Below are 25181 nucleotides of genomic sequence, written 5' to 3'. Positions count from 1 at the left end.
TGGGTGTATGAACGAGGAAGCCGAAGCGTTCGTGGCCACCCTCCGCAAGGAGAACGTCGGGCGCATGCGACGCGCCGTCGCCTACGACGGCGAGGAGTACGACGTCCTCTACACGCGCGACGACGTCGAGGAGTCGATGACGGCCGAAGAAATCGACGAGACGACGAAGAACCTCATCCTCAAGGGGTTCGACGACGAGCGTGACCAGCCCGAGTTCGCCCGCTTCGGCCACCTCGACATGAGCGTGCGCTGGTTCCACGACGTCGTCGTCCTCCAAGTCCCCCTCGGCGACTGGAGCGGCGTCATCGTCGCCTTCGACCGCGACACCGTCGTCGACACCGGCGCGTTCACGGATATCGCGCTCGACTACATCGACGACCCCGACACCGAGATGCGCGAGGCGGACATCGACGACGAGGACGACCTCGACGACGCCGTCGAAGAACAGTTCGGCTAGTACGGCACCCACGCCGTCGGCGACGACTCCACCCCGACCACGCGGAGTTCGCGCTCGTCCCCGTCGTTCAGGCGCGTCTGCACCATCCCGTCGAAGAGCGGCGCGAAGCGCTCGAACGTCTCCTGGTCGCCGAGCTCCGTGAGCGCGACGCCGAGCATCCCGGACGCCTGCACTCGGCCCGTGTAGACGTGGAGGAAGCGGAACACCCGCCGGGGCTCCGTGTACATCAGCATCGTCGGAATCGACACCATCCCCGAGCGCACCCGCTCGACGTCGTGCTCGTCGAGCGCCCGAAACACCCCCGCCATCCGAATCCCGATATCGGTCACGTCCCCCGGTGAGGACGCGTAGCGGACCCACTGCGTGTCGCGGACGTCCTCGCCGCGCTCGCGCGTCACGCAGTCCACGATACCCGCCCGTCCCTCCGAGACCGCGTTCGCAAGCGGCTCCGAGCGCGACAGCAGGCGGTTCGCGCCGTCGCGCGTCGAAACGACGAGCGCACCCTCCCCGCGCCGGCAGCCGCTCTCCACGAGCGAGAGAGCGAGCGAAAGCTTCCCGGTCATCGGTGGCCCGCCGACCATCAAGTTCGTCCCCGCAGGAACGGCGTCCACCGGGAGGATATCGCCGACGTCGTAGGGTTCCGCCATCGGACACCGTGTTCGCCCGGCAGGGTGTAAAACGTACCGACCCCTCTCTCTGACCCACTCCGCACCCGCAGTCTCGCGGCGTCGTCGCTCGCCTCATCGCGACGCCTCCCTAGCGGTCTCGGCGACTCGACCGCACCGCCACCGCGCGCTGCTCGCGGCTCCCGCCGCTCGCCTCATCGCGACGCCTCCCTAGCGGTCGGCGTCGCGTTCCTCTCGAATCTCCGCCGCGAGCTGTTCGGTCGCCTCCCGGACGGCTTCGTCGCTCGACTGACTCGGACGCCACCCGAGCGCGTCGAGTTTCTCGATGCTGAGGCGCATCTTCGGCACGTCGCCCGTCCAGCCGCGCGCCCCGCCCGTGTACTCGTACGCCGGGTCGACGCCGAGGACGTCCGCGACGACGTCCGCGATGCGGTTCACGGACGTCGTCGTCTTCGTCCCGAGGTTGTACGTGTTCACGTCCGCGTCGGCGTTCTCGACGACGTACTCGATGGCCTCGACGCACTCCTCGACGTGCATGTAGGACTTCTGCTGGCGGCCGTCGCCGAGGATTTCGAGCGTCTCCGGGTCGTCGAGGAGCTTCTCGATGAAGTCCGGGATGACGGTGCCGCGCTGGCGGGGCCCGACGATGTTCGCGAAGCGGAACGTCCACACCTGGAAGTCGTAGGAGTGGCCGTAGACGGAGAGCAGGCCCTCGTCGGCGAGTTTGCTCGCGCCGTAGATGCTGATGGGTTCGAGGGGCGCGTAGTCCTCCGGCGTCGGCATCGGCGCCTCCCCGTACACCGTCGAGGAGGACGTGAACGCGATCTTCGAGGCGCCGACCGCTTCCATGCGCTCGAGGACGTTGTACGTCATCTCCTGGTTCTCCTCGAAGAGCGTGCGGTCGTCGTCGAAGTTCGTGTCCGTGTACGCCGCGAAGTGGAAGACGACGTCGGTGTCCTCGGGGATGGCGTCCGCGACGGCGTCCTCGTCGAGCAGGTCCGCCTCGACGAACTCCACGCCCTCGGGGACGGCTTCGCGCGACCCCTTCGAGAGGTCGTCGACGCCGACGACGCGGTTCTCCTCGCAGAGGCGCGCCGCGAGGTGCGAGCCGACGAGGCCGGCCGCGCCCGTCACGACCACTGTCCTGTCTGTCAGGTCCATAGCGACTCGTGCGCGAGACGGCGCAAGTGTCTTTCCCTTCGATGGACGAGCGGGCCGCGCCGGCGCCGCGACGGAGCGCATCGAGGTGGGCGTCGACTCGAAGCGGTCGTACCGGGAGGGACTCAGCGCTTTCGGCCCCCGACCCTCCCGATTATTTATGCTCGACCGTCGTGGTGTCGGCATGGACGAAGTCCCCCTCGGGACGACCGGCGAAACCGTGAGCCCGCTCTGCCTCGGAACGATGTACTTCGGGAGCCGGACCGACCCGGAGACCTCGCGCGCGCTCCTCGACACCTACTACGACGCGGGCGGGCGGTTCCTCGACACCGCCAACATCTACGCGACGTGGGTCGAGGGCTACGACGAGCCGGAGAGCGAACCCCTGCTCGGCGAGTGGATGACCGAGCGCGACAACCGCGACGACCTCTTCCTCGCGACGAAAGTCGGCTTCGAGTACGGCGACGTCCCGAAGTCACTCGACCCGGACGTCATCGAGCGAGAGGTCGAGAGGAGCCTCGAACGACTCGACACCGACTACATCGACCTCCTGTACGCGCACGTCGACGACCGCGACACGCCGCTCGCGGAGACGATGGCGGCCTTCGACCGGCTCGTCGAGTCCGGGAAAGTGCGCCACCTCGGCGCGAGCAACTACTACGGCTGGCGGCTCGCGCGCGCCAACACCATCGCCGAGGAGCGCGGGCTGACGCCGTTCAGTTGCGTCCAGCCCCGCTTCTCCTACCTCACTCCGCACCGCAACTCCGACTTCGAACGCCAGCGTCCCGCGACCGACGAGTCCGTCACCTACTGCGACGACAACGACCTCACGATGCTGCCCTACTCGCCGCTCCTCGGCGGGTGTTACGGCCGGGCGGACAAGCGCATCCCCGAGCGCTACGTCACCACCGAGAACCGTCTGAAGATGGACGCCGTCGCGGACGTCGCCGAGCGACACGACGTCTCCGGCAACCAGGTCGCCCTCGCGTGGCTCACCCAGCGCGACCCGCCGACCGTGCCCGTCGTCGGCTGTAGCACCGTCGAGCAACTCGAGGAGAACCTCGCCGCCCTCGACGTCGACCTCGACGAACGCGACTTCGAGCGCCTCGACGGCATCGAGACGCTCGGCGGCCTCCACTAATCAGGCGAACGACGGGCCGTCTATGTCCTCGTCCTCGGCGTCGCGCCACGAGTGGGTGGGTGCCCATCCGAGCATCGACTCGGCCTTCGCCGTCGAGTACGCCGACTCGTCGCCCGCCAGCTCGACGCGCTCGGGGAGCGCGCCGTAGCCCGCCTCGACGGCCGTCGCGGTGTCGACGCCGAGGAAGTTGTCGGCGGCGAACGCGTTGAACACCTCGTGGCCGTCGAACGTCGCATCGAGCGCCGCCTCGACCAGCGAGACGACGTCGCGGATGTCGATGTACGACCAGAGGTTCCCGAAGCGCGGCGCGCTCTCCACGTCGAATGACTCCCGGAACGGCGTGATCTGATAGTCGCCGGGATACTGAATCCACGAGGGCCGAATCGACGCGACGGAGACGCCGAACGCGTTCGTCACGCGCTCGGCCGCCGCCTCGCCCGCGAGCTTCGACGTCTCGTAGCCGTTCCACGGGCGCGTTTCGTGGGCCTCGTCGACCGGGAGGTAGTCGGGGAGTCGCGGCTCCGGCCAGTGCGTCCCGTAGACCGTCTCGCTCGACGCCCAGACGGCGTCCGCGCCGGCCCGACCCGCCGCTTCGAGCGTGTGGAACGTGCTCAGCGCGTTGTTCTCGTAGACGCGGCCGCCCGCGTGGTCCTCCTCGTGCGGGATGTTCCCGAAGTGAACGACGTGCGACGGGTCGGCGTCGAGCACCGTCTCGAACACCTCGCCCTGCTCGGTGAGGTCCACCGCCCGGAAGTCCACGCCGTCGACGTCCCGGTCGTCGGGGAGGGCCCGGTCGAGCGCGACGACGTCGTACTCCGCGCGGAGCGAATCGACGATCCAACTGCCGGAGCCACCGAGCGCACCGGTGACGACGACTGTCTCTGTCACACTCCGAGAACACGAAGGCGAGACATAACGGTTCAGCTCACCCACCCGGATCGCCGGCGCTGGACGCAGTGTACACACACCGCATTCGGAGTGGGCGACGCACGCGACACGCGTTCCGTAAGCCGTTACCCGGCGGGCCGCGAACGCCGACGCATGCAGGGCGAACACGACGTCGTGGTCTGCCGGCTCGGCCACCGGCCCGGCCGCGACGAGCGCATGACGACTCACGTCGGACTGACGGCGCGCGCGCTCGGCGCGGACCGCGTCGTCTTCCCGGAGAACGCCGGGCAGTCCCTCGAGACCGTTCGGGACATAACGACGAGATTCGGCGGCCCCTTCGCGGCCGAACTCGACGGCGAACAGGGGGCGCTCATCCGCGACTGGGACGGCGCGGTCGTCCACCTCACGATGTACGGCGAGCGCGTCCAGGACGTCGAGGGCGACGTGCGTGAGGCGCACGCCGACGAACCGCTCCTGGTCGTTGTCGGCGGCGAGAAGGTCCCCTTCGAAGTCTACGACCACGCGGACTGGAACGTCGGCGTGACGAACCAGCCCCACTCGGAGGTCGCCGGCCTCGCCGTCTTCCTCGACCGGCTCTTCGACGGCCGCGAACTCGAGCGCGAGTGGGCGGACGCAGAGCAGGTCGTCCTCCCCGAAGAGACGGGCAAGACCGTCGTTTCGCCGGAGGAGCTAGAGGAGTCGGAGCGGGACGAGTAACCGCGCGCCGACGCGCGCCGGAACGTCGGCGAGCGCCGGCCGCCGCGTGCGCTCGGCGAGGCGATAGCGGCCCGCCGACGCCCGCTCGACGACGCCGCGCTCGGCCAGCGCGTCGAGCGCGCGCCGGACGCGGACGGGCGAGCGGTCGAGGTCGGCGGCGACGCTCGCGGGCCGCCGCGGCCCCGCGCGGAGTTCGCGCAGGAGCTCGCCCGAGAGGTCCGCCTCGACGCCGGTGGCGGTGTCGCGCTCGCTCGCGGCGTCGGCCCCGACGGCGTGCGCGACGGCGTCGAGCAGGAACCACGCGGCACTCGGGAGCGCCACCGCGAGGAACCAGACGGCGCCGGCGGCGACGGCGAGTCCCGCGAACGCGAGGAGCGCGCCGGCGAGCGCGAGCTGGCGGACCACCACCGGGTGGCCGTAGCGCGCCCCGGCGAGCTCGGCGGCGTTCACCCCGAGCACGACGAGCGAGACGACGAGCGCGAGCGTCAGGTCGAACCCCACTACGTACGCGAACCCGCCGAGGACGACGGCTTCGGCCGCGCGCCATCCGAGCGTTCGCGTCGGCATCACGCGTCCTTCGGCGCATCGAGCGAAAAGCCCAGCGGTCGCTCCGCGGTCGTGTGTCCCGATACCTCACTTCGCTCGACTCACGGGTCGCTTCGCCCCCCGTTCGCTCTGAACGCGGCGACCTCGCTAGCGCTCGGTTGCCGCGTGGCCGGTCACTCACGGGTCACTCCCGCTAGTCGTTCCCCGTTCGTGTGTCCCGATACCTCACTTCGATCGGTATCGTACCCGATGGTATTAAGGGTCGTTCGGCCCCGAGTTTCACGCATCATGGCTTTCGAGGGGATGTTGGAGGACCCAGTCGTACAGAAATACCTCCACGAGCTTGTCGGCCCGAAGGGGATGCCGGTCGCGGCGGCGCCCCCGGACGGGGAAGTGACGGACGAGGAACTCGCAGAGCGGTTGGACCTCGAGTTGAACGACGTGCGCCGGGCGCTGTTCATCCTCTACGAGAACGACCTCGCCACCTATCGGCGGGTGCGCGACGAGGACTCCGGGTGGCTCACCTACCTCTGGACGTTCCGCTACGAGAACATCCCGTCGAATCTCCACGACGAGATGGAGCGCCTGCACGAGGCGCTCGAGGAGCGCCGCGAGTACGAGCGCGACAACGAGTTCTACCTCTGTGAGGTGGACTCCATCCGCTTCGAGTTCGGCGAGGCGATGGACTTCGGCTTCGAGTGCCCCGAGTGCGGGTCGCCGCTCGAGGCGATGGGCAACGACGAGATGCTCGAGGCCATCGACGAGCGCCTTGAGAACCTCGAGTCCGAACTGGGTATCGCCTGAATGGTCGTCCTCGCAACCAAACTCTACGTCGAGGGCGACGCCCGCGAGCGTGCGCTCGACTCGCTGCGCTCGCTCGTCGGCAACGCCCTCGGTGACCTCGACGTCGAGTTCGAGGTCGGCCTCCGCGACGACGACTTCCCGTCCGTGACCGTCACCGGCGACGACGAGCGGGTGGCGCGCAACGTCCTCCGCGAGGAGTGGGGCGCGATCACGCCGACGTTCGAGGACGGCGAAACCTACACCGGCACGCTCGAGGCGTGGGACGACGGCGGCTTCGTCCTCGACGCCGGCGAGGACGTCCGTGTCCCGGCCGACGGTCTCGGCCTCGGTCCGGGGTCGCCCGAGCAGGTGCGCACGCGCTTCGGGCTCGTCCAGCACGTGCCCCTCGAGTTCGTCTACGACGAGGAGTCGGGCCACGAGCTCGCCGACGAGACGCGCGACCGGCTCTTCGACTGGACGCGCGCGGAGACGGGGCGGGTGAACGTGAACTCGGCCACGCGTGCCGAAGTGCGTGCGACGGTGAACCGCGCGGGGCACGCCCGCGACATCGTCACCGTCGAGCGCCTTGGCCTCCTCGAGCAGAGCATCGTCTGCCGGGAGGAGACGGACCCGCCCGGCCTGCTCGCGAGCATCGGGCAGTACGTGCCGGCGGAACTGCTCTGCGTGGTCCCCTGAGCATGCGACGGCGCTGGCTCCTCATCGCTCTCGCCGTCGTCGCGCTCGCGGCGGGTGCCGGCTGTCTCGGCTCGGGCACGGTGAGCGACCAGCAGCTCGCGCAGAACGCGACCTACGACTGGAACGCCACCGAGGAGGCGAACGCGTCAGTCGTCGTGAACGCGACCGGCGGGAGCTATCAGGCGGTGCTGAACGTCACCGGGTCGAACGAGACGGAGCTGCGTTTCTCGCAGTCGAGCACGTTCACCGGCGACCAGCCCGTGCCGATTGCCGCCGTCCAGTTCCGCCACCCGAACGGGACGGTCGTGAACGCCTCCGCGATTGACGTCTCCGAGGGCCGCGACGCCGTGACGGTGACGCTCCCCGGCGAGAACGGGACGTTCGCGTACACGGCGCCGATGGGGTCGCGCTCGCTCGGCGTGCCGGTCGTCCTCTCCGGGGCCTCCCACGAGGTCGTCCTTCCGGAGGGGATGCGCGCGAACCTCCCCGTGTTCGGGCAGGTGAGTCCGAGCGGCTACGAGCGCACCGTCGTCGACGACCGCACGCACCTCCACTGGTCGTCGGTGGAGGCGAACCAGCTCAGCGTCCGGTACTACCTCGAGCGTGACGTCTACCTCTTCGCGGGGCTCGTCGCGCTCGCGGCGCTGGTCGCGGTCGGCGGCGTCGTCTACTTCCGCCTCCAGATACGCCGCCTCGAACGCGAGCGCGAGGAGAGCGGCCTCGACGTGAACGAGTAACCGCCGCGCCACGCGCGACGACGGTGCGAGTGGCGCGTCGCCGTCGACGGCGATTTTTTGAGTGGGTGACGACTACGCACCCGTATGGACGTCGCAGTGTTGACGGTCGGTGACGAACTCCTCGCGGGCGACACCACGAACACGAACGCGGCGTGGCTCGGCCGCCGCCTCACGGAGCGCGGCGCGACGGTGCGCCGGACGGTCGTCGTGCCGGACGACGTCGCGGTCATCGCGGCGGACGTCCGCGAGCTCGCGGAGCGCTACGACGCCGTGATCGTCACGGGCGGACTGGGGCCGACGCACGACGACGTGACGATGGACGGCGTCGCGGCGGCGTTCGAGCGCGAGATGGGCGAGCATCCGGACGCGCTCGCGTGGTTCGACGAGCACGCGAGTTACTCGCGCGCGGACCTCACCGAGGGGACGACCCACCTCCCCGAGGGCGCCCGGTTGCTCCCGAACGACGAGGGCGTCGCGCCGGGCGCGGTCGTGGAGAACTGCTACGTGCTCCCGGGCGTGCCCGGGGAGATGAAGTCGATGTTCGAGCGCGTCGCCGGGGAGTTCGCGGGCGAGACGCGACACGTCGAAGTCGTTCACGCGGCCGAACCCGAGAGCGCGCTCGTCGAGCGAATCGAGGGCGTCCGCGAGCGCTTCGACGTCGCCGTCGGGAGCTATCCGGGCGACGGCGTCCGACTCAAAGTGCAGGGGTCGGACGCGGCGACGGTTCGGGAGGCCGCGGCGTGGTTGCGCGAGCGGGTCGAGTAACGGATCGAGCGCTAGCGGACGGCGTACACCCACCAGGCGCCCGCGAGGACGAGACCGAGGACGAGGACGATCCAACTGTACGCGCCCGTCGAGAGGGGCGCTTCTGCGAGGGGTACGAACATACTCCCGGGTTCTGCGGGCGCGCCCTTAACCGTTACACATGTCCGCGCCGACGGCGGGGGTCGAACGGCCTATACGGGGTGCGCGTGAACCCCCGACAGATGCGAACCATCGGCGTCGTCGTGAACCCGGTCGCGGGGATGGGGGGTCGTGTCGGCCTGAAGGGCACAGACGAGAAAGTCGCGGAGGCCCGCGAGCGCGGCGCGGAACCGCGCGCGCCGGAGCGAGCGGTGGCGGCGTTGCGAGCGCTCCGAACGGCCGCGAGCGACTCGAACACCGACCTCGCCATCCTCGCGTACGGCGGCGTGATGGGGACCGACGAGGCCCGCGAAGCGGGCTTCGACCCGGACGTGGTCGGCGAACCGGACGGCGCGGAGACGACGGCGGACGACACCGCCGACGCCGTCCGGGCGTTCGTCGAACGCGGCGTCGACCTGGTCCTCTTCGTCGGCGGCGACGGGACGGCGGTGGACGTCGCGGGAACGCTCGACGCGTGCGGGAGCGAGACGCCGATGCTCGGCGTGCCGGCGGGCGTGAAGGTCTACTCGTCGGTGTTCGCGGTGCGCCCGCGCGACGCGGGCCGGATCGCGGCGACGTTCGAGCGGACGGAGGCCCGCGAGGTGAACGACATCGACGAGGCGGCCTACCGCGACGGCGAGGTGCGCGCGCGCCTCCGCGCGGTGGCGACCGTCCCGGTCGCGGAGGCATTGCAGGCGAGCAAGCAACTCTCCTCGGGGAGCGTGGAGGCGCTCGCGGCGGGGTTCGCGGACTCGGTCGAGGACGGCGTGACGTACGTCCTCGGACCCGGTGGCACGCTCGGAACCATCAAGCGCGAACTCGGCTTCGAGGGGTCGCCGCTCGGCGTGGACGTCTGGCGGGACGGCGAGGTGCTGGTGCGCGACGGGAGCGAGCGCGAGATTCTCGACGCGCTCGGCGAGCGCAACGTCGTCGTCGTCTCGCCCATCGGCGGTCAGGGCTTCGTTCTCGGGCGCGGGAACCAGCAGTTGAGCCCGGCGGTGCTCCGGCGCTGTGACCTCGAGGTCGTGGCGTCGCCGTCGAAGCTCGACGGCATCGGCGTCCTGCGCGTCGACACCGGCGACGACGCGCTCGACGCCGACCTCCGGGGGTGGGTGAAGGTCCGCACGGGCCGCTACGAGCGCCGGCTCGTGAAGGTAGAATAGTCAGGATTCGGAGTATAAGGACGTTCGTCAGGTTCGAGGACGGGAGAGAACTGTCGGATGACCGTTCGTCCACCGATGGCGGCGCTAACGCGGATATAGCCTCACTACTGTGTGACTCGGCGCGTTGGACGCGATTTAGTGAATATAATGTATCGAGCGCAAGTTTAAGGTAGTCGAGTTGCTAGCAGAGTCGCATGGAGAGTCGGAAGGTACAGCGTCTCGGTCCGTCGACGCTGGCCATGACACTACCGGCGGAGTGGGCGCGTGGGCAGAACGTCGAGAAGGGCGACGAGGTGACGGTCCGCGAGAGCGGGAAGGGGACGCTGACGGTGACGCCGGCGTCCGCGCGCGACGACGACAGCGAGGCGACGATTCACGCGGAGAACTTCGACGCCGCCGCCGTCGAGCGCGCCATCGTCGGCCAGTACGTCCTCGGCCGGCGCGTCATCCACGTCACCGACGAGAACACCCTCGACAGCGCGCACATCAACGCCGTCTACAAGGCCGAAACCCAGCTCATGGGCCTCGGCGTCGTCGAGGAGACCCCCGAGCGCATCACCATCCGCTGTTCCGTGGATCCCGAGGACTTCACGCTCGACAACCTCCTCCGGCGCCTCGAGAACACCGGGAGCACGATGCGCGGCGAGGCCGTGAAGGCGCTCGCGCACGGCAACCCCGACCTCGCCCAGCGCGCGCTCAACCGCGAGCGGCAGGCGAACAAAATCTTCGTCCTCTGCCTGCGCCTCATCTTCACCGCCTACGAGAACCCGAACCTCGCGCGCGCCGTCGGCCTCGACGACGGCTTCCCCCTCATCGGCTACCGGAGCGTCGCGAAGAACCTCGAACTCACCGCCGACAACGCCGAGGACATCGCCGAAATCGTCCTCGAAGCCGACGGCCACACCCTCGACGTCGACTCCGCGACGATGCGCCGCATCCGCGAGTTCACGGACCAAGTCGACGAGCTCACCGCGCTCGCCGTCGAAGCCGTCGTCGAGCGTGACTACGACAAGCACGTCCAGTGTCGCGAGCTCTTCGCGGACATCGGCGACCTCGAGGCGGAGATGCTGAACGACCTCACGGAGATGGAGAACACGCGCCTCCTGCGCATCCGCGACGTCCTCGTCAGCCTCCAGCAGACCGCGGAGTACGCGATGCGCAACGCCGAAATCGCCGCGAACCTCGCGCTCAACGAGCAGTCCGCGCACACCACCATCGAGTAACTACACCGCCAGCAGGCCACCGTCGGCCGTCGTCGTGCTCCCGTTCTCGCTCGACGCGGTGGTCGTCGTGCGCTCGCTCGTGGACGCAGTCGTCGTGGTCGAGCGGGCCGTCGTCTCGGTGGTGGGTTCGGCGTCCGTCGTTGACGGTGACTCGCCGCTCGCCGTCGTGGACGGCCCTGTCGTCGTCTCGTCCGCCGACCCGCCGTCGCTCGCCGTCCGGTCCGTCGCGTTCTTCGTCCCGAAGATGTCCGTGCGAATCGTCTCCTCGAACGTCAGCCCGCGCAGCGGAACGCGAACTGACTCGCCGCCGCCGAGCGAGAGCCGCGCGTAGAAGTCGATGCGGAGGTCGGTCGTCTGATTCCGCTCGAGGTGCGTCACCCACCACTCGTCGAGTCGGTCGTTCTCAAGGACGGTGCTCGCGCGAACGGTGCGCGTCGCGCCGCCCGGGATGACGACCGCGCGCTCGCTCTCGCCCTCGCCGACGTCCACGCCGTTCATCGCGACGTCGTAGCCGATCGACCCGAACGTGACCGGCGTCGCCTTCGGGTTGTGGACGACGAACGTCGTCTCGAGCGGCGTCTCCGCGTCCGTCGTCAGCCCCCAGTGCGCGCGCGTCTCGCGGACGACGAGCACGGGGTCGGAGACGAGCGGGAGGCCGGCGTTTATCGGGCGGTTCTCGGTGGAGTTGAACTGGCCGCTGATATTCGTCGAGACGGTGCGCGTCACCGGGACGACGTGCGCGCTCCGCCCGAGCGTCCCCGAGCGGACGTCGGCGGCCACCTGTACCGTCGTCTCCTCGCCGTTCCGGACGTGGCTCGCCCACCACGCCGGGATGCGCTCGTTCCGCAGGTAGCTCTCGAAGCGCAGCGTCGTGTTCCCCGTGTCGAGGCCGACGCCCGCCGTCCGCCCGTGCGCCATCGCGATGTCGTTCATCGACACGGTGTAGTTCACGCGCACGCCGCCGAAGCGGACGCCGACGGGGTTCGGGTTGTGCACCGTGACCGCCGTGTCGACCGTCGTCGTCGTCTCGTTCACGCCGCCGAAGGCGTTCTCGGTCGCGACGACGGACGGGACGCCGAGCCAGCCGAGCGCGAACGCCCCGCCGGTCACGAGGGCGAACGCGAGGACGACGGTGACGGCCGCCCGGAGCGTGCTCTCGAGCGCGAGTGCGCGAAGGTCCATGCGGGGAGTGGCGGCCGAGAACGGCGAAAGCCTTCCGACACTCACCTCATTCGCCACGCGGCGCGCGTCGGGGGACGGCGCGGACCGCAGGCGATAAGGCACGGCCGCCGATAGGGTGTGGTATGGCTGAATCCACCACGGACGAAGGGGTCGGCATCGGACTGGCGTTCGGCGCCGTCGCGACGCTCGGCGCGCTCTACATGCTCGTCAGTCACGCGCAGGTTGCGTCCTCGAACGGCTTCGCGGTCGCGATGGTCGCGGGGATGCTCGCCGTCGCGGCGTTTCACGTCTTCGAGTGACGAGCGGAAACCGTTAAGCACGACTCGCACCTATAGAGAGCTATGACGGAGTACACCGAGGAAGAGCGCCGCATCCTCGAGTACCTCCACGAGAGCGTCGAGGCCGGCGAGCGCTACTTCCGCGCGAAGTCCATCGCCGGCCAGCTCGGCCTCACCGCGAAGCAGGTCGGCTCGCGCCTCCCGCGACTCGCCGAGAAGTCCGAGGACGTCGACATCGAGAAGTGGAGTCGCTCGAAGTCGACGACGTGGCGCGTCGAACCCGCCTGACGCGCGGGCGACGCGGACCGGCGGTTTTTTCCTCACCGCTCTCGACGTCCGCGTATGACCGTTCGGGTCGAACGAACCTTCGAGTTGGACGCGTCCGCCGAGGACGTCTGGGAGTTCATCGCCGACCCGACGAAGCGGGCGTCGGCCATCAGCGTCGTCACCGGCTACGAGGTGCGCGGCGACGTCACCGTCTGGTTCGTCGAGCTCCCGGTTCTCCGACGCACCATCGAAGTGGAGACGCGTGACGTCGAGCGCCGCGACGGCGAGTACGTGAAGTTCGTCGGGAAGTCGAAGGTGCTCACCGTCACCGGCGAGCACGAACTCACGCCCACCGACGACGGCTGTACGCTCACGAACACCTTCGTCGTCGAGGGCAAGTTCCCGGGCGTCGAGGGCTTCTTCGAGCGCAAGTTCGACGACGAGCTCGACAATCTCGAGCGCGAACTCGAGGAGCGCGGCCACAGCTAGATGCGCCTCGCGCTCGCCCAGTTCGAGTCCGCGACGGGCGACGTGTCGGCGAACGAGCGCGCCGCCCGCGACGCCATCGCGGACGCGGCGGCCGCGGGCGCGGACTGCGTCGCCCTCCCCGAGCTCTGGGACGTCGGCTACTTCGCCTTCGACGCCTACCCGGAGGCCGCCGAACCGCTCGACGGCGCGCGACTCGGGCGCATCGCCGACCTCGCCGCGGCACACGACGTCGCCGTCCTCGCGGGCAGCGTCGTCGAGGACCTCGCCGCGAGCGCGAGCGCCGGCTTCGAGACGCCCGCCGAGTCGGGCTACGCGAACACGAGCGTCCTCTTCGACGCGACGGGCGAGCGCCGCCTCGTCTACCGCAAACACCACCTCTTCGGCTACGACTCCGCCGAAGCCGACCGCCTCGTTCCCGGCGAGCGCCTCGAAACCGCCGACCTCGGCGGGTTCACGGTCGCCGCGACGACGTGCTACGACCTCCGCTTTCCCGAGCTCTACCGCGCCCTCCTCGACCGGGGCGCGACGCTCGTTCTCGTCCCGTCCGCGTGGCCGTATCCGCGCGTCGAGCACTGGCGCACGCTCGCCCGCGCCCGCGCCGTCGAGAACCAGTGGTACCTCGGCGCCGTCAACGGCGTCGGCACGCAGGACGGGACGACGCTCCTCGGGCGCTCGACGGTCTACGACCCGTGGGGGACGCCGGTCACGACGAGCGACGACGAGGCGACCACCGTCTACGCGGACGTCGACCCGGAGCGCGTCGCCGACGTTCGCGCGGAGTTCCCCGCGCTCGAGGACCGCCGAGCCGGGCACGAGAAGGGGTGACGCGGCGGCCCCACGTCGCACACTCGACGCGTGCATCGGTGGATACCTTTTTAAGTACGGAGACCGAACCTACGGGTGCCGACGCGAGACGCTTTTCTCGTCGCGTGTTGGCACAACAACGTCCGCACCTCGTCTCCACGCCGACCCCATCGTCGACCGGCCAGCCCGCACCGGTCGACCACCCCGGCCCCTCCGACCAGGAAGGGGCCACCCCCATCGCCTCCCGCCTTCACTCCCACACAGCGACGGCGATATGCGACTACCGGAACGGACTCGGCGGCCGGGAGAGCGTCTGGCGGAGCGAGCTGAACTCGGACTCGGTGAGTTCGAGAGTCGCGCGGATGCGCTCGAGTTCCTGCTTCGTCACGACCTGATCGGTGACGTCGTCGACGAAGACGGAGAGGCCCGCAGCGTCGGGGTAGGCGAAGAGCTGGAACCAGCGCTCGCGCGGCTCGTAGTAGCCCTCGACGGACGTCGGCTGCTGGGTGTCCCGCGCGCGCCGGAGTTCCGTCTCGAAGACGGAGTCGGCGAACCCGGGGACGGCGTCGAAGAGGGGTGCCTCGAGGAGCGCATCGTGGTCGACGTCGAGGACCTCGCTCGCGCGCTCGTTCGCGTACGTGACGGCGTAGTCGGCGTCGAGGCCGAGGAAGCCGGCGTCGATGCGCTCGTACACTTCGAGTTCGCGCGCGGTCGCGTCCGCGACCGCCTGCTCGGCGCGGCGCTTGAGGACGAGCGTGATGATGCGGTTGCCGAGGACGGTGAAGCGCGACGCGCTCGCTTCCTTGCGGACGTAGTCGGTGACGCCCGCGCGGATCGCCTCGCTCGCGATCTCCTCGGTGCCCTGCCCGGTGAAGAAGACGACGGGGAGCGACTCGTCGAGGTCGCGGACGCGTTCGAGGAAGGCGATGCCGTCCATCTCCGGCATCCGGTAGTCGAGGAGGACGCAGTCGACGTCGTTGGCCCCGACGCGTTCGAGGGCGGCGCTCGCGCTCGTCTCGGAGGTGATGCGGATCGTCGGGAAGTCGCGCTCGATGGCGGCCTTCGTCAGCTCGAGGAAGTCCGCGTCGTCGTCCGCGTGCACGACGTGAATCGGCTCTCGGCCGTCCGCGTCGATGGCGTCGTCCATGCGGACGCTTCTCTCCACCTGCCGATAAATACTGTGCCGGTTTCGGCGCTCAGACCGGTTCGCCCTCGCTCGCCGCGGCCTCGAGTTCGCCCCGGAGGGCGGCGGCGTCGAAGTCGTGGTCGGGGCGGATCGCGACGAAGTCGAGGAACTCGCGGGCGGCGAGCAGCTCGTTCGTATCGAAGCGCTCGCGGGCCGCGCGCACCGCCGCGTCCGCGCCGACGAGCGGTTCGAGGACGGCGAGCGCGCACGCGAGGTCGTAGGCCTGCGCGGGGCGCTCGACGCCCGCCGCCTCCTCGTCGGCCTCGCGGACTTTCGTCGCGTCGATGAAGTAGAGTTCGTCGCGGTAGACGAGGACGTTCTCCGCGCGGAGGTCGCCGTGGGCGAGGCCGTTGTCGTGCATCGTCTTCAGCGCGCCGAAGAGCTCCGGGGCGCGCGACTCGATTTCGGCGGGCGAGAGGTCGTCCAGCGTCTCGAACTCCGGGAGGTACTCCATGACGAGCACGCCGAGGCCGTCGACCTCGAACGTCTCGATGGGGGCGGGGGCGTTCAGGCCGGCGTCGCGCATCCGCCGCGTCGCCTCGAGTTCGTGAGCCGCCATCTCGACGGGGCCGTCGAACGGCTCGAAGAACCCCTCGGAGCCGGCGGAGAAGACGCCGAGGTTCCGCATGCCCGTGAACAGCGAGTGGACGAAGGCGTTCTGCGCGGAGACGACCTTGCAGAACCAGCGCTCGTTCACCACCATCGGCGTGGAGAACCAGTTGTCCGCCTCCAGGAACTCGACGTGGACCACAGGCTCGCCGTACCGGTCGGCGACTTCGCGGGCGACCGCTTCGAGGGCCGGCCACGGGACCGTCCCGCGGACGAACTGCCGGACGCTCATACCCCCGGAAGGCGTGCGCGACGTATAGTTCCTTCCGCCCGCCCGGTCAGGTATCGAGACGGTCAGGGGACTTTTCCGTCTCGCAGACGCTAGCCTGTCGCCGGACGCCATGTCTGCACAGACGTCGGAACCCGGCGCCGACGACGACGAGTGGGGGTCGAGCGCAATCGGGGACGCGTTCGAGACGCTCGACGACGAGCTCGCGAGCGCCCAGCGCGAGGCGTCCGGCGCGCGCGAAATCGCGCTCTCGCGCTCGCGCGACCTGCTCGAGAAGGTCGAGCGCACCCTCAAGAAGACCGCGTAGCACGCTCACGCGGTCGGTCATTCTTCACGCCGTCGCGCCCACACGTACGCGTCTGTCGGAGAGCCTGAGCGCGAACGCGGGCACGTCGGAGCGGACTCCGACTCGGGCCAGAGCCGGACCTGAAACGGGTTCCCGGGCGCTATCTGCCCGGAAGTGAGCCGGGGAAAATGGACCTGACCCCGGCGGGACCGCCGGTCACTCTCCGGCTTTCAGGGCCAGTTCCCGTTGCCGGTGTAGGCGTCGACGACGCGGCGGATGCCGACGACGTAGGCGGCGACGCGGAAGCTCGGGAGGTCGAGGCTCTCTTTGGCGTCGACGAGGTCGTCGAAGGCGTCGACGATGACGGTCTCGAGTTCGTCGTTGACGCGCTCCTCGCCCCAGTGGAAGCGCTGGCGGTTCTGCACCCACTCGAAGTAGCTGACGGTGACGCCGCCGGCGTTCGCGAGGATGTCGGGGACGACGGTGACGTCGCGCTCCTGGAGGACGTCGTCGGCGTCGGGGGTGAGCGGGCCGTTGGCGGCTTCGACGATGGCGTCGGCGCGGACGTCGCGCGCGAGGTCGCCGTCGATGGCGTTCTCGAGGGCGGCGGGGACGAGGAGATCGACGTCGAGGGTGAGGAGGTCCTCGTTGGTGATGGCGTCCGCGCCCTCGTAGTCGGAGACGGTGCCGGTCTCGTTCTTGAACTCCTTGACGGCGCGCGGGTCGAGGCCGTCCGCGTCGTGGATGCCGCCGGAGGAGTCGGAGACGGCGACGACGGTGGCGCCGAGGTCGGCGAGGAGTCGGGCGGCGATGCTGCCGGCGTTCCCGTAGCCCTGGACGGCGACGGTGGCGTCCTCGATGTCCTTCCCGAGGTAGTCGAAGACCTCACGTGCGGCGAGCATGACGGAGCGCCCGGTAGCCTCGACGCGGCCCTCGCTCCCGCCGTTCGCGATGGATTTCCCGGTGATGACGCCGGGCTCGGTGGTGTTCTCGAGCGTCTCGTAGGTGTTCTTGATCCAGTTCATCTCCCGCTGGCCGGTGTTGACGTCGGGCGCAGGGATGTCCTGGTCCTCGCCGATGATGGGGCGGAGCTCTTTCGCGAACGAGCGCGTGAGTCGCTCGAGCTCGTCGGCGCTGTACTCGCTGGGGTCGACGACGATGCCGCCCTTGCCGCCGCCGTAGGGGATGTCGACGACGGCGCACTTGTAGACCATCCACCCGGAGAGCGCCTTCACCTCGTCCCGGGTGACGCCCGGATGATAGCGGATGCCGCCCTTGTAGGGCCCGCGGTCGCCGTTGAACTGCGAGCGGTAGGCGGTGAACGTCTCGAGGCCGCCGTCGTCCATGTCGACGGTGAGGTTCGCCTCGAGGACGCGCTCGGGGTTCTTGAGTCGCGTGAGGACGTCCTCGTTCACGCTAGAGGGCAGGTAGGAGGCGGCGTCGTCGATCTGCTCTTGAAGGTTCTCGAAGGGGTTCTCGTCGCTACTCATACGCTGACGGTGCACCCGGGGCGCCGATAAAGCTACGGTCGGACATGGTCGGGACGCGGCGGTTCGCGCCGGCGCGCGGTGGCGGCGGGGCGAACGGGACGGCGACGCGGCTGTCGGGTGACTCGTCGGCGAGAAGTGGAGTCGTCCGGGTGGTCGCGTGTCGTGGTGCTCGGTGGAGCGCGGTTCAGGCGAGCGCGCGCTCGGCCTGCTGGATGAGTTCGTCGTTCCCGAGGAAGACGGGGGTGCGCGCGTGGAGGTCGCCGGGTTCGATTTCGAGGACGGAGTGGCTGCCGTCGGTGGACGCGCCGCCCGCGCACTCGACGATGTAGGCCATCGGTGCGGCCTCGAACTGCGCGCGGAGCTTGCCCTCGGGGCGTTCGCGGAGGCCGGGGTAGGCGAAGACGCCGCCGTAGGTGAGCACTTGGTTGACGTCCGCGACCATCGCGCCGCCGTAGCGCAGTTTGAGGTCGTCCTCGACGTCGTCGGCGTAGTCGGCGAACGGCTCGGGCCACTCGGGGGTGCGGCCGCCGAAGCCGTAGACGGTCGGGTCGCTCGGGAGGTCGACGCACTCGGGGTTCTCGCGGCCGGTCTCGGTGACGGCGTAGCGCGTGACGGCGCCGTCGCGCGCGACGACCATCGTGGTGAGCGGACCGTAGAGGACGTAGGCGGCGGCGACGAGGTCGGTACCGGGCGCGGGGAGGGGCGCGTCGTAGACGCCGACGATGGTGCCGGTGGGGTTGTTCGCGGTGAGGTTCGAGGAGCCATCGAGCGGGTCGACGGACACCGAGAGCGGGCCGTCGCCGACGTCCTGCACGGTCTCGGCTTCCTCGCTCGCGTACTCGCCGACGGCGTCGAGGCCGCCGAGGAAGTTCCGGAGGACGTCGTCGGCGTGCAGGTCGGCGTGGAGCTGCTGGTCGCCCGAGGCGTTCTGGCCGTCGGTCTTCTCGCGACGACCCGCGAAGCCCGCGCGGACTTCGAGGGCGGCCGCGGCGAGCGCGTCGAGCACGTCGTCGGCGTCGGACGTCGCCATCACCACGTACTGGTCGCTCGCCGACCTTAACCCTTTCCGAAATTCTGACGATTTCAGCGTTTACAGCCCCTCTATCTAAAGAATACGGAACTACAGTACGAGTTAATCGTCGGGTGCGGCGCGGCCGCCGGTGCGTTCTTCTATCGGCGCCACGACACCACCGACGTGACCTCCGACGACACCGTCACCGACCCGGACCGTGCGCCGGCGACGCTCCCGGACCCGCCGGACGGCTACGGGCCGGCGCAGACGCTCACCTACCCGACGGTCCGCATCCAAGCGCTCGCGCTCGCGCTCACCCTCGTCGGCTTCCTCGGCGGCGGCGCGCTCCACGTCGCCCGACGCGGGGGCGAGGCGTTCCGTGGCGTCGTGACGATAGCGCCGACGGCGTCCGGCGAAGCGGTGACGATACACGTCGGCGCAGTGCTCGGCGTCCTCCTCGTCGCCGTCGCCCTCACCGTCGTCTGCCACGAGGCCGTCCACGCCGCCGTCCTCCGGTTCTCCGGCTACGACCCGACGTTCGGCGTCGCGAGCGCCGTCGGCGGGTTCTACGCGGCCGCCTTCGACGAGTACGTCAGCCACCGGGACACCGCCCGCGTGCTCGTCGCGCCGCTCCTCGTCCTCGACGCCGTCGCGCTCGCCCTCCTCCTCGCCGGCCCCGGCTGGTTCCTCGCGCTCTTCGGCTGGGCACTCCTCACGCTCAACACGGGCGGCGCCGCCGCCGACTGCTGGGCGCTCTGGAGGCTCCGCGAAATAGACGACGAGGCCGTCTTCTACGACGTCGACCTCCGGCACTCCTACTACTTCGAGCCCGAGCGATAGGGCCTACTCCCCGATTCCGAAGTCCCGTCCGCTGTTCGCAACGACGAGGAGGCTGGACGCCGCCATCGCGATGGCGGCGAGCAGCGGGTCGACGAAGCCGAGCGCGGCCGCCGGGAGCGTGATGACGTTGTAGCCGAGCGCCCACCCGAAGTTCTGGCGGACGCGCGAGCGCGTCGTCTCCGCGACGTCGAAGAGCCGACGCACCGACCGGAGGCCGCCCTCGGTGACGGTGGCGTCCGCCGCCTCGGTCGCGAGCTCGGTGCCGGAAGCGAACGCCACCCCCAAGTCGGCGGCGGCGAGCGCGGGCGCGTCGTTCGTCCCGTCGCCCACCATCGCGACCGTCCCCTCCGCGCCCCGGAGGCGCTCGACGACGGCGGCTTTCGCCTGCGGGAGCACGCCCGCGAAGACGTCCTCGACGTCCGGGTGCGCCTCGAACGCGGCGGTCTCGGACTGGTCGTCGCCGGTGACGACGACGATCGTCCGGCCGTCGGCGGCGAGGGCTTCGACGGTCTCCGCCCAGTCCTCGCGCGGCGTGTCGCGCGTCCCGAGCACGCCCCGCGCCGCCCCGTCCCAGCCGACGACGGTGGCGATTGCGCCCTCGCGCTGGACGGCGTCGACCGCCGACTCGACGCTCGCGGGGAGCGCCCAGTCGCCGCCCGCGAAGAGGTCGGGGTGGCCGACGAGCACGCGCGTCCCGTCGACCGTCCCTTCGGCACCGCGCCGGTGCTCCTCGAAGTCGGCGACGGTCGCGGTCGAAGCGTCGCCGGTCCCGTCGCCCCCGTCCCCGGCGGTGGCGTCGACGTCGAGCGTGCCGCCGTCCGCGAGCGCGTGCCGGTCCCCGTTCCCGTCGGCGCGCGCGACGATGGCGTCCGCGACCGGGTGGTTCGCGTCGCGTTCGACGGCGGCGGCGTACCGGAGCAGGGCACCCTCGTCGGCCTCGGGTGCGGCGACGTCCGTGACGCGCATCCGGCCCTCGGTGAGCGTCCCGGTCTTGTCGAAGGCGACGACGTCGACGTCCGCGAGCCCCTCGACGGCGGCCGTGTTCGTGACGATGACGCCCTCGTCGGCGGCGCGGCTCACGCCGGCGGCGACCGCGACGGGCGTCGCGAGGCCGAACGAGCACGGACAGGAGACGACGAGGACGGAGACGCCGACGGTGACGGCTTCGCGGGCGGGCGCACCGAGGGCGAGCCACGCGCCCGCGACGACGACGGCGAGGCCGAGGACGAACGGGACGAAGAGCGCGGCGATGGTGTCCGCGAGGCGCTGACTCCCGCCGCCCCCGGACTGGACGTTCCAGAGCTGTGCGAGCAGGCGGTCGTAGGTGCTCGTCGTCTTCTCACCGACCGACACGACGAGGCGGCCGTCCGTCGCGATGGAGCCGCCGATGACCGAATCGCCCGGCCCCTTCGTCTCCGGGACGGACTCGCCGGTGACGAGCGCCTCGTCGACGGCCGCCTCCCCCTCGACGACGGTGCCGTCGAGCGGGACGCGCGCGCCGCGCTTCACGACCGTCTCGTCGCCCGGTTCGAGGTCGGCGACGTCCACCTCGCGGGTGCCCGCGTCGTCGCGGACGAGCGCCTCGGTGACGCGGTCGAAGTCGAGGTCGCCGACGGAGCCGAGCGCGCGGCGCTTCACGCGGCGCTGGACGAAGTCGCCGAGCGTCACGACCGCGACGATGGCGACCGCGACGTCGAAGTAGATGACGACGCCGCCGGTGAGCACCTCGTAGAGCGAGTAGCTGTACGCGGCGAGCGCGCCGCCCGCGATGAGGACGTCCATGTTCGGTTCGCCCGCGCGCAGGCTGACGTACGCCGAGCGGAGGATGGGGTAGCCGACGAGGAAGACGACGAACGTCGAGATGAGCGGAATCGGGACGAACACCATCACGCTCGTCGCGGACTCGTGGAGGAAGGACTCGGGGTAGATGCCGAGATACGCGGGATAGACGAAGAGGACGTAGATCATCATCACCGCCATCCCGCCGAGGATGCCGAGGACGGTCCGGAGTTCGTCGCGCCCGAAGCGCTCCTCGGCCGCGACGGCCGTGCCGACCTCCGGGGTGTTCGCCCGGTAGCCGAGGCGGCTCACCGACTCGCCCACTTCCCCGGGGTCGGTGCGCTCGGGGTCATAGGAGACCTTCAGCATCTCCGTCGCGTAGCTCGCCTCGACGCCGTAGACGCCGTCCACCTCGGACGCGGTCGACTCGAGGAACGCCTCGCAGGCCGTACAGTGCATCCCGTCGACCGCGAGGAACGCCGTCTCCGCGTCGTCGGGGATTTCAGTATCGCGCTCGCCGTCGGCGTCGATGTCGTCCGCGGACACCGACTCGGGGTCGACGTCGCCCATCGTCCGATACACTTCGAGGCAGCCCCGACAGCAGAAGGACCCCTCGACGTCGGGGTCGGTGTGGGGCTCGCCGCGAACCGGTAGCTCGCAGAGGGTGCAGTCGTCGCTCATGGTGTGAGGGAGGGCGGGACGTAGTGGGGGACGTGGAGCATCGGGACAGGCACGCCGAGGAGGCCGAGGCCGTGGAGGAGCGGGAGCAGCCCGAGGAAGACGAACGCGACGCCGAGCACGCGGTGGGCGGCCGCGCGGCGCGCGGCGGGCACCGAGCCGAGGACCGTGCCGTAGAGGAAGAGCGTCGGAATCGTCCCGACGCCGAGCGCCGCGAGGTTCAGCGCGCCCGCGACCGGCTCCCCGCTCCCGAGCGCGTAGACGAACGCCGGGTAGAGGAGGGGACACGGGAGGAACGCGTGTATCGCGCCGAGGAGCGCGATTCGCGGGGAGTTCGCGTAGTCGTCGACGCGCGACGTGGCGACGCCGGCGACGCGCGAGAACAGCCCGCCGCCGCCGAGGGAGCCGGGTGCGAGCGAGCCGACGCGCTCGCGGCCGAGGACGCGCCCGACGCCGACGGTTATCACGAGGGCGCCGACGAGGACGCCCGCGACGCCGCGAACGGCGTCGCCGACGCCGCCGAGCGACGCGCCCGCGTAGACGGTCGCGCCGAGGAGGCCGAGGAGGCCGCCGACGAGCGCGTAGCTCGCCGTGCGGCCGAGGTTGAAGAGGGCGTGCTGACGGAGCTCGAACCACGACGGCCCACGCGAGTCTGTGGGCATCCGGTCCGCGTACGTCGTGACGAGCGGGCCGCACATCCCGAGGCAGTGCGCGCCGCCGAGCAAGCCCACGACTGCGAACAGCGCGAGTTCCGTAGGGGCGACGGGCACGGCCATCGTGGCCGAAGGTAGGGCGGTCGGGCCTAAACCCTCACCGGGTTCGGCGTCGGCCTCGGGTCGGCCAGTGAGGTTTATCCGCCGCACGTCCGCAGAGGCGAGTATGGACGCGCTCTGTGTCTACTGCGGGTCGAGCTCGGGCGAGCGCCCCGCGTACGCCGCGGCCGCCGCGGACCTCGGGACGGCGCTCGCCGAACGGGACGTCACGCTCGTCTACGGCGGTGGTCGCGTCGGGCTGATGGGCGCCGTCGCGGACGCGGCGCTCGCCGCCGGCGGCGACGTGCACGGCGTTATCCCGGAGTCGCTCGAAGCGAAGGAGGTCGCGCACTCCGGGCTCACCGACCTCGACGTCGTGGCGTCGATGCACGAGCGGAAGGCCCGAATGGCCGAGCTCGCGGACGGCTTCGTCGCGCTCCCCGGCGGCTTCGGCACGCTCGAGGAGATCGTCGAGGTGCTCACGTGGGCGCAACTCGGCTTCCACGAGAAGCCGTGTGGCCTCCTGAACGTCGCCGGCTACTACGACGACCTCGCGGCGTTCTTCGACCACCAAACGGACGAAGGATTCGTCGAGGAGACGCACCGCGAGATGGTGGTCGTCGAGGACTCCGTCGAGGACCTCCTCGACGCCTACGCGTCCTACGAGTCGCCACCCATCAAGTCCGTCCTCACGGATGCCGAGGAGACGTGAGGGACCGATAGTTTCGACTACCGGGCGCGAGAACGGCGCGTATGAGCGACGCCGACGCCGCCGAGGACGCCGACACCGCCGAAGCGAACGGCATCACCGCGCGCTACTACGAGACCGACGAGGAGCGCGTGCTCACCTTCGAGTCCGGGACCGGGAGCGCCGCCGTCGCGCAGAACCGCGAGGGATACGCCATGCTCAAGGTGCGCCCGACCGCCGACGGCGACGAGCTCGAGCGCTACTACGGCTTCGACATGGCCCTCGACCACGCCGCCGAACTGCTCGGCGTCTCGCCGACTGACCTCCCCGTGCCCGAGAGCGCCGCCGACATGGGGATGTAGTACACCGAGGCCGTCAGACGTCGCCGTTGAGGATGTCCGCGACGCGCTGGCGCTCGAACAGCGTCAGCGACGCCTCCGACAGCGTCTCGAGGCCGTTCCACTCGCCGAAGGCGTCGGGGTAGAACTGCCGCGCCGCCGCCTCGGTCTGGAACAGGTTGACTATCGGGCCCTGATAGGAGCCGCCGCCCCGATAGAGGCGGTCGTTCCGGACGGCGCGCAGCTGCTTGCCGACCGGGTCCTCGCGCATCCGCTGGACCTTCGCCTCGAACTCCTCGGTCGAGACGTGCGTGAGGCCGTACTGGAACACGATGGCGTCGGGGTCGACGTCGAGCAGTTGCTCGTAGTCCCACTTGGCGTAGCTGCCGTCGATGTGGTCGTCGAAGGCGCCGCGCATCTCCAGGTCGCGGTACTGCTTGTGGTTGTTGCCCGACTGGACGGGGTAGGCCCAGAACGCGCCCTTCTCGAAGTCGGAGTTCACCGAGAGCACCCCGACCGTCGGGCGCTCCTCCGCCGGCGGGAGCGTCGACTGGATCGTCGCCTGCATCTCGTCGTGGACGGCCCGGTACGCCTCGTAGCGCTCCGCTTCGTCGAAGGCGTCGGCGACGATTTCGAACGCCTCGTAGAGCGAGTAGTACGGGTAGTCGTGCCACTCGTCGCCGCGACGGCGGATGTAGTTCCCGAGGAAGGGGCCGACCGCGTCACCGATCTCCTCGGCGTCGGCCGCCGTCCAGTTGTCGGAGAGGACGCCGAGCCAGTTCGGGTCGACGAGGTGGAGGTCGCTGTCGAGCGCGTAGAAGATTTCCTTGTCGAACCCGCCGTCGCCGGCGACCGTCTCGACGTCGTCGAGGGACACGTCCACCCCCGGCAGGTAGTCGTAGAAGAAGGCGGGCATGTTCGAGGGGTCCCAGAGGCCCCGGAGGCCGTCGGCCTTCCCGAGGGCGATCCCCATGTCGCCGTACGTGCTGAGGAAGGACATCCACGTCTCGGGGGTCTCCTCGAAGGTGACCTCGCCCATCGGTTCCATCGTCACCGAGTAGCTCGTGTCGGTCGCCGTCGTCGTCGTCGCGGTCGTGGACGTCCCGCTCGTGGTCGTCTCGGCGTCGCCATCGCCGGTACAGCCCGCGAGCGCGCCGGCCGTCACGAGGCCGCCGCCGTACTTGATGTAGTCGCGCCGGGTCGGTGCGAGGGTGTCGTTAGCGTCGTCGGACACAG

Annotated in this window: 29 protein-coding genes; 17 read left to right on the top strand and 12 right to left on the bottom strand. The window is 70.2% G+C overall.

What is annotated here, in order from left to right; all coding sequences use genetic code 11:
- The first annotated feature begins 7 nt into the window (after positions 1 to 7).
- Positions 8 to 457: a hypothetical protein gene (locus EFA46_RS08140; protein WP_123076838.1), complete on the top strand. Its 450-nt coding sequence runs from the start codon at positions 8 to 10 to the stop codon at positions 455 to 457.
- Here EFA46_RS08140 and EFA46_RS08135 read toward each other — a convergent pair.
- Both EFA46_RS08135 and EFA46_RS08130 read right to left on the bottom strand, forming a co-directional pair.
- Positions 454 to 1104, bottom strand: coding sequence for a recombinase RecA (locus EFA46_RS08135; RefSeq protein ID WP_123076840.1), 651 nt, complete (start codon positions 1102 to 1104; stop codon positions 454 to 456). The genes EFA46_RS08140 and EFA46_RS08135 overlap by 4 nt on opposite strands.
- 189 nt (positions 1105 to 1293) lie before the next feature.
- Positions 1294 to 2244 carry an NAD-dependent epimerase/dehydratase family protein gene (locus EFA46_RS08130; protein ID WP_123076842.1) on the bottom strand — a complete coding sequence of 317 codons (951 nt, stop codon included), beginning with the start codon at positions 2242 to 2244 and terminating at the stop codon, positions 1294 to 1296.
- Positions 2245 to 2425: 181 nt separating this feature from the next.
- On the opposite strand from EFA46_RS08130, the gene EFA46_RS08125 reads away from it, so the two are divergent.
- On the top strand, positions 2426 to 3382 hold the full coding sequence (locus EFA46_RS08125) for an aldo/keto reductase (protein ID WP_123076844.1): 957 nt from the start codon (positions 2426 to 2428) through the stop codon (positions 3380 to 3382).
- On the opposite strand, the gene EFA46_RS08120 is transcribed toward EFA46_RS08125, so the two are convergent.
- On the bottom strand, positions 3383 to 4270 hold the full coding sequence (locus EFA46_RS08120) for an NAD(P)-dependent oxidoreductase (protein WP_123076846.1): 888 nt from the start codon (positions 4268 to 4270) through the stop codon (positions 3383 to 3385).
- A 153-nt stretch (positions 4271 to 4423) separates the two neighbouring features.
- Between EFA46_RS08120 and EFA46_RS08115 the strand changes: the two genes are divergently transcribed.
- A complete protein-coding gene (locus tag EFA46_RS08115; RefSeq protein WP_123076848.1) occupies positions 4424 to 4987 on the top strand; it encodes a tRNA (cytidine(56)-2'-O)-methyltransferase in 564 nt (187 codons plus the stop codon).
- Here the strand turns inward: EFA46_RS08115 and EFA46_RS08110 are convergent.
- A complete protein-coding gene (locus tag EFA46_RS08110; RefSeq protein WP_123076850.1) occupies positions 4961 to 5554 on the bottom strand; it encodes a hypothetical protein in 594 nt (197 codons plus the stop codon). The genes EFA46_RS08115 and EFA46_RS08110 overlap by 27 nt on opposite strands.
- A gap of 267 nt (positions 5555 to 5821) precedes the next feature.
- Here EFA46_RS08110 and EFA46_RS08105 point away from each other — a divergent pair, with 267 nt between their 5' ends.
- The 6 genes from EFA46_RS08105 (at position 5822) to EFA46_RS08080 (ending at position 11038) form a co-directional block, all read left to right on the top strand.
- Positions 5822 to 6337, top strand: a complete 516-nt coding sequence (locus EFA46_RS08105) for a transcription factor (RefSeq protein ID WP_123076852.1) — start codon at positions 5822 to 5824, stop codon at positions 6335 to 6337.
- Positions 6338 to 7012, top strand: a complete 675-nt coding sequence (locus tag EFA46_RS08100; RefSeq protein ID WP_123076854.1) for a DUF2110 family protein — start codon at positions 6338 to 6340, stop codon at positions 7010 to 7012.
- Positions 7013 to 7014: 2 nt separating this feature from the next.
- Positions 7015 to 7749: a DUF5803 family protein gene (locus EFA46_RS08095; protein WP_123076856.1), complete on the top strand. Its 735-nt coding sequence runs from the start codon at positions 7015 to 7017 to the stop codon at positions 7747 to 7749.
- 84 nt (positions 7750 to 7833) lie between these two features.
- A complete protein-coding gene (locus EFA46_RS08090; RefSeq protein WP_123076858.1) occupies positions 7834 to 8514 on the top strand; it encodes a molybdopterin-binding protein in 681 nt (226 codons plus the stop codon).
- Between the two features lie 221 nt (positions 8515 to 8735).
- On the top strand, positions 8736 to 9815 hold the full coding sequence (locus EFA46_RS08085) for an ATP-NAD kinase family protein (protein ID WP_123076860.1): 1080 nt from the start codon (positions 8736 to 8738) through the stop codon (positions 9813 to 9815).
- Between the two features lie 194 nt (positions 9816 to 10009).
- Complete coding sequence (locus EFA46_RS08080; RefSeq protein WP_123076862.1) at positions 10010 to 11038, top strand: phosphate uptake regulator PhoU; 1029 nt, start codon at positions 10010 to 10012, stop codon at positions 11036 to 11038.
- Here the strand turns inward: EFA46_RS08080 and EFA46_RS08075 are convergent, their stop codons facing one another.
- Entirely contained in the window at positions 11039 to 12220 is a 1182-nt protein-coding gene (locus EFA46_RS08075; protein WP_123076864.1) for an LEA type 2 family protein, read from the bottom strand. It lies immediately after the preceding gene.
- A gap of 122 nt (positions 12221 to 12342) precedes the next feature.
- Between EFA46_RS08075 and EFA46_RS08070 the strand changes: the two genes are divergently transcribed.
- Genes EFA46_RS08070 through EFA46_RS08055 form a run of 4 tightly spaced genes read left to right on the top strand, consistent with a single transcriptional unit; the run spans position 12343 to position 14079 of the window.
- Entirely contained in the window at positions 12343 to 12519 is a 177-nt protein-coding gene (locus EFA46_RS08070; RefSeq protein ID WP_176969850.1) for a hypothetical protein, read from the top strand.
- 42 nt (positions 12520 to 12561) lie between these two features.
- A complete protein-coding gene (locus EFA46_RS08065) occupies positions 12562 to 12786 on the top strand; it encodes a hypothetical protein (protein ID WP_123076866.1) in 225 nt (74 codons plus the stop codon).
- 54 nt (positions 12787 to 12840) lie between these two features.
- Complete coding sequence (locus EFA46_RS08060; RefSeq protein ID WP_123076868.1) at positions 12841 to 13254, top strand: SRPBCC family protein; 414 nt, start codon at positions 12841 to 12843, stop codon at positions 13252 to 13254.
- The gene (locus EFA46_RS08055; protein ID WP_123076870.1) at positions 13255 to 14079 is read left to right on the top strand and encodes a nitrilase-related carbon-nitrogen hydrolase; all 825 of its coding nucleotides are present in this window, start codon (positions 13255 to 13257) and stop codon (positions 14077 to 14079) included.
- Positions 14080 to 14338: 259 nt separating this feature from the next.
- On the opposite strand, the gene EFA46_RS08050 is transcribed toward EFA46_RS08055, so the two are convergent.
- Positions 14339 to 15205, bottom strand: coding sequence for a response regulator (locus EFA46_RS08050; protein WP_123076872.1), 867 nt, complete (start codon positions 15203 to 15205; stop codon positions 14339 to 14341).
- A gap of 49 nt (positions 15206 to 15254) precedes the next feature.
- Positions 15255 to 16085: an RIO1 family regulatory kinase/ATPase gene (locus EFA46_RS08045; RefSeq protein WP_123076874.1), complete on the bottom strand. Its 831-nt coding sequence runs from the start codon at positions 16083 to 16085 to the stop codon at positions 15255 to 15257.
- A gap of 109 nt (positions 16086 to 16194) precedes the next feature.
- Between EFA46_RS08045 and EFA46_RS08040 the strand changes: the two genes are divergently transcribed.
- Positions 16195 to 16389 (top strand): hypothetical protein, encoded by a 195-nt coding sequence (locus tag EFA46_RS08040; RefSeq protein WP_123076876.1) that lies wholly within the window; start codon positions 16195 to 16197, stop codon positions 16387 to 16389.
- A 209-nt stretch (positions 16390 to 16598) separates the two neighbouring features.
- On the opposite strand, the gene EFA46_RS08035 is transcribed toward EFA46_RS08040, so the two are convergent.
- Entirely contained in the window at positions 16599 to 17858 is a 1260-nt protein-coding gene (locus EFA46_RS08035) for a Glu/Leu/Phe/Val dehydrogenase (protein WP_123076878.1), read from the bottom strand.
- 184 nt (positions 17859 to 18042) lie between these two features.
- Positions 18043 to 18888, bottom strand: a complete 846-nt coding sequence (locus tag EFA46_RS08030; RefSeq protein ID WP_123076880.1) for a class 1 fructose-bisphosphatase — start codon at positions 18886 to 18888, stop codon at positions 18043 to 18045.
- Between the two features lie 165 nt (positions 18889 to 19053).
- Between EFA46_RS08030 and EFA46_RS08025 the strand changes: the two genes are divergently transcribed.
- Positions 19054 to 19710, top strand: coding sequence for a DUF3267 domain-containing protein (locus EFA46_RS08025; protein WP_158604264.1), 657 nt, complete (start codon positions 19054 to 19056; stop codon positions 19708 to 19710).
- A 3-nt stretch (positions 19711 to 19713) separates the two neighbouring features.
- Here the strand turns inward: EFA46_RS08025 and EFA46_RS08020 are convergent, their stop codons facing one another.
- Complete coding sequence (locus EFA46_RS08020) at positions 19714 to 22170, bottom strand: cation-translocating P-type ATPase (RefSeq protein WP_123076884.1); 2457 nt, start codon at positions 22168 to 22170, stop codon at positions 19714 to 19716.
- Positions 22167 to 22943, bottom strand: coding sequence for a sulfite exporter TauE/SafE family protein (locus tag EFA46_RS08015; RefSeq protein WP_123076886.1), 777 nt, complete (start codon positions 22941 to 22943; stop codon positions 22167 to 22169). The genes EFA46_RS08020 and EFA46_RS08015 overlap by 4 nt, the downstream gene beginning before the upstream one ends.
- A gap of 103 nt (positions 22944 to 23046) precedes the next feature.
- Between EFA46_RS08015 and EFA46_RS08010 the strand changes: the two genes are divergently transcribed.
- The gene (locus EFA46_RS08010; RefSeq protein ID WP_123076888.1) at positions 23047 to 23631 is read left to right on the top strand and encodes a TIGR00730 family Rossman fold protein; all 585 of its coding nucleotides are present in this window, start codon (positions 23047 to 23049) and stop codon (positions 23629 to 23631) included.
- A gap of 41 nt (positions 23632 to 23672) precedes the next feature.
- Complete coding sequence (locus EFA46_RS08005) at positions 23673 to 23969, top strand: hypothetical protein (RefSeq protein ID WP_123076890.1); 297 nt, start codon at positions 23673 to 23675, stop codon at positions 23967 to 23969.
- Between the two features lie 13 nt (positions 23970 to 23982).
- Here EFA46_RS08005 and EFA46_RS08000 read toward each other — a convergent pair whose 3' ends face one another.
- Positions 23983 to 25179, bottom strand: coding sequence for an ABC transporter substrate-binding protein (locus EFA46_RS08000; RefSeq protein ID WP_123076892.1), 1197 nt, complete (start codon positions 25177 to 25179; stop codon positions 23983 to 23985).
- Between the last annotated feature and the right edge of the window lie 2 nt (positions 25180 to 25181).

Origin of the sequence: Halarchaeum sp. CBA1220 (assembly GCF_003721175.2) — an archaeon.
GTDB lineage: Archaea > Halobacteriota > Halobacteria > Halobacteriales > Halobacteriaceae > Halarchaeum > Halarchaeum grantii.
This window is presented reverse-complemented; position numbering and strand designations above follow the sequence as displayed.

Coding starts and splice junctions, on each gene's coding strand:
- EFA46_RS08140 (WP_123076838.1), top strand. CDS start 8: ATGAACGAGGAAGCCGAAGCGTTCGTGGCCACCCTCCGCAAGGAGAAC.
- EFA46_RS08135 (WP_123076840.1), bottom strand. CDS start 1,104: ATGGCGGAACCCTACGACGTCGGCGATATCCTCCCGGTGGACGCCGTT.
- EFA46_RS08130 (WP_123076842.1), bottom strand. CDS start 2,244: ATGGACCTGACAGACAGGACAGTGGTCGTGACGGGCGCGGCCGGCCTC.
- EFA46_RS08125 (WP_123076844.1), top strand. CDS start 2,426: ATGGACGAAGTCCCCCTCGGGACGACCGGCGAAACCGTGAGCCCGCTC.
- EFA46_RS08115 (WP_123076848.1), top strand. CDS start 4,424: ATGCAGGGCGAACACGACGTCGTGGTCTGCCGGCTCGGCCACCGGCCC.
- EFA46_RS08110 (WP_123076850.1), bottom strand. CDS start 5,554: ATGCCGACGCGAACGCTCGGATGGCGCGCGGCCGAAGCCGTCGTCCTC.
- EFA46_RS08105 (WP_123076852.1), top strand. CDS start 5,822: ATGGCTTTCGAGGGGATGTTGGAGGACCCAGTCGTACAGAAATACCTC.
- EFA46_RS08100 (WP_123076854.1), top strand. CDS start 6,338: ATGGTCGTCCTCGCAACCAAACTCTACGTCGAGGGCGACGCCCGCGAG.
- EFA46_RS08095 (WP_123076856.1), top strand. CDS start 7,015: ATGCGACGGCGCTGGCTCCTCATCGCTCTCGCCGTCGTCGCGCTCGCG.
- EFA46_RS08090 (WP_123076858.1), top strand. CDS start 7,834: ATGGACGTCGCAGTGTTGACGGTCGGTGACGAACTCCTCGCGGGCGAC.
- EFA46_RS08085 (WP_123076860.1), top strand. CDS start 8,736: ATGCGAACCATCGGCGTCGTCGTGAACCCGGTCGCGGGGATGGGGGGT.
- EFA46_RS08080 (WP_123076862.1), top strand. CDS start 10,010: ATGGAGAGTCGGAAGGTACAGCGTCTCGGTCCGTCGACGCTGGCCATG.
- EFA46_RS08075 (WP_123076864.1), bottom strand. CDS start 12,220: ATGGACCTTCGCGCACTCGCGCTCGAGAGCACGCTCCGGGCGGCCGTC.
- EFA46_RS08070 (WP_176969850.1), top strand. CDS start 12,343: ATGGCTGAATCCACCACGGACGAAGGGGTCGGCATCGGACTGGCGTTC.
- EFA46_RS08065 (WP_123076866.1), top strand. CDS start 12,562: ATGACGGAGTACACCGAGGAAGAGCGCCGCATCCTCGAGTACCTCCAC.
- EFA46_RS08060 (WP_123076868.1), top strand. CDS start 12,841: ATGACCGTTCGGGTCGAACGAACCTTCGAGTTGGACGCGTCCGCCGAG.
- EFA46_RS08055 (WP_123076870.1), top strand. CDS start 13,255: ATGCGCCTCGCGCTCGCCCAGTTCGAGTCCGCGACGGGCGACGTGTCG.
- EFA46_RS08050 (WP_123076872.1), bottom strand. CDS start 15,205: ATGGACGACGCCATCGACGCGGACGGCCGAGAGCCGATTCACGTCGTG.
- EFA46_RS08045 (WP_123076874.1), bottom strand. CDS start 16,085: ATGAGCGTCCGGCAGTTCGTCCGCGGGACGGTCCCGTGGCCGGCCCTC.
- EFA46_RS08040 (WP_123076876.1), top strand. CDS start 16,195: ATGTCTGCACAGACGTCGGAACCCGGCGCCGACGACGACGAGTGGGGG.
- EFA46_RS08035 (WP_123076878.1), bottom strand. CDS start 17,858: ATGAGTAGCGACGAGAACCCCTTCGAGAACCTTCAAGAGCAGATCGAC.
- EFA46_RS08030 (WP_123076880.1), bottom strand. CDS start 18,888: ATGGCGACGTCCGACGCCGACGACGTGCTCGACGCGCTCGCCGCGGCC.
- EFA46_RS08020 (WP_123076884.1), bottom strand. CDS start 22,170: ATGAGCGACGACTGCACCCTCTGCGAGCTACCGGTTCGCGGCGAGCCC.
- EFA46_RS08015 (WP_123076886.1), bottom strand. CDS start 22,943: ATGGCCGTGCCCGTCGCCCCTACGGAACTCGCGCTGTTCGCAGTCGTG.
- EFA46_RS08010 (WP_123076888.1), top strand. CDS start 23,047: ATGGACGCGCTCTGTGTCTACTGCGGGTCGAGCTCGGGCGAGCGCCCC.
- EFA46_RS08005 (WP_123076890.1), top strand. CDS start 23,673: ATGAGCGACGCCGACGCCGCCGAGGACGCCGACACCGCCGAAGCGAAC.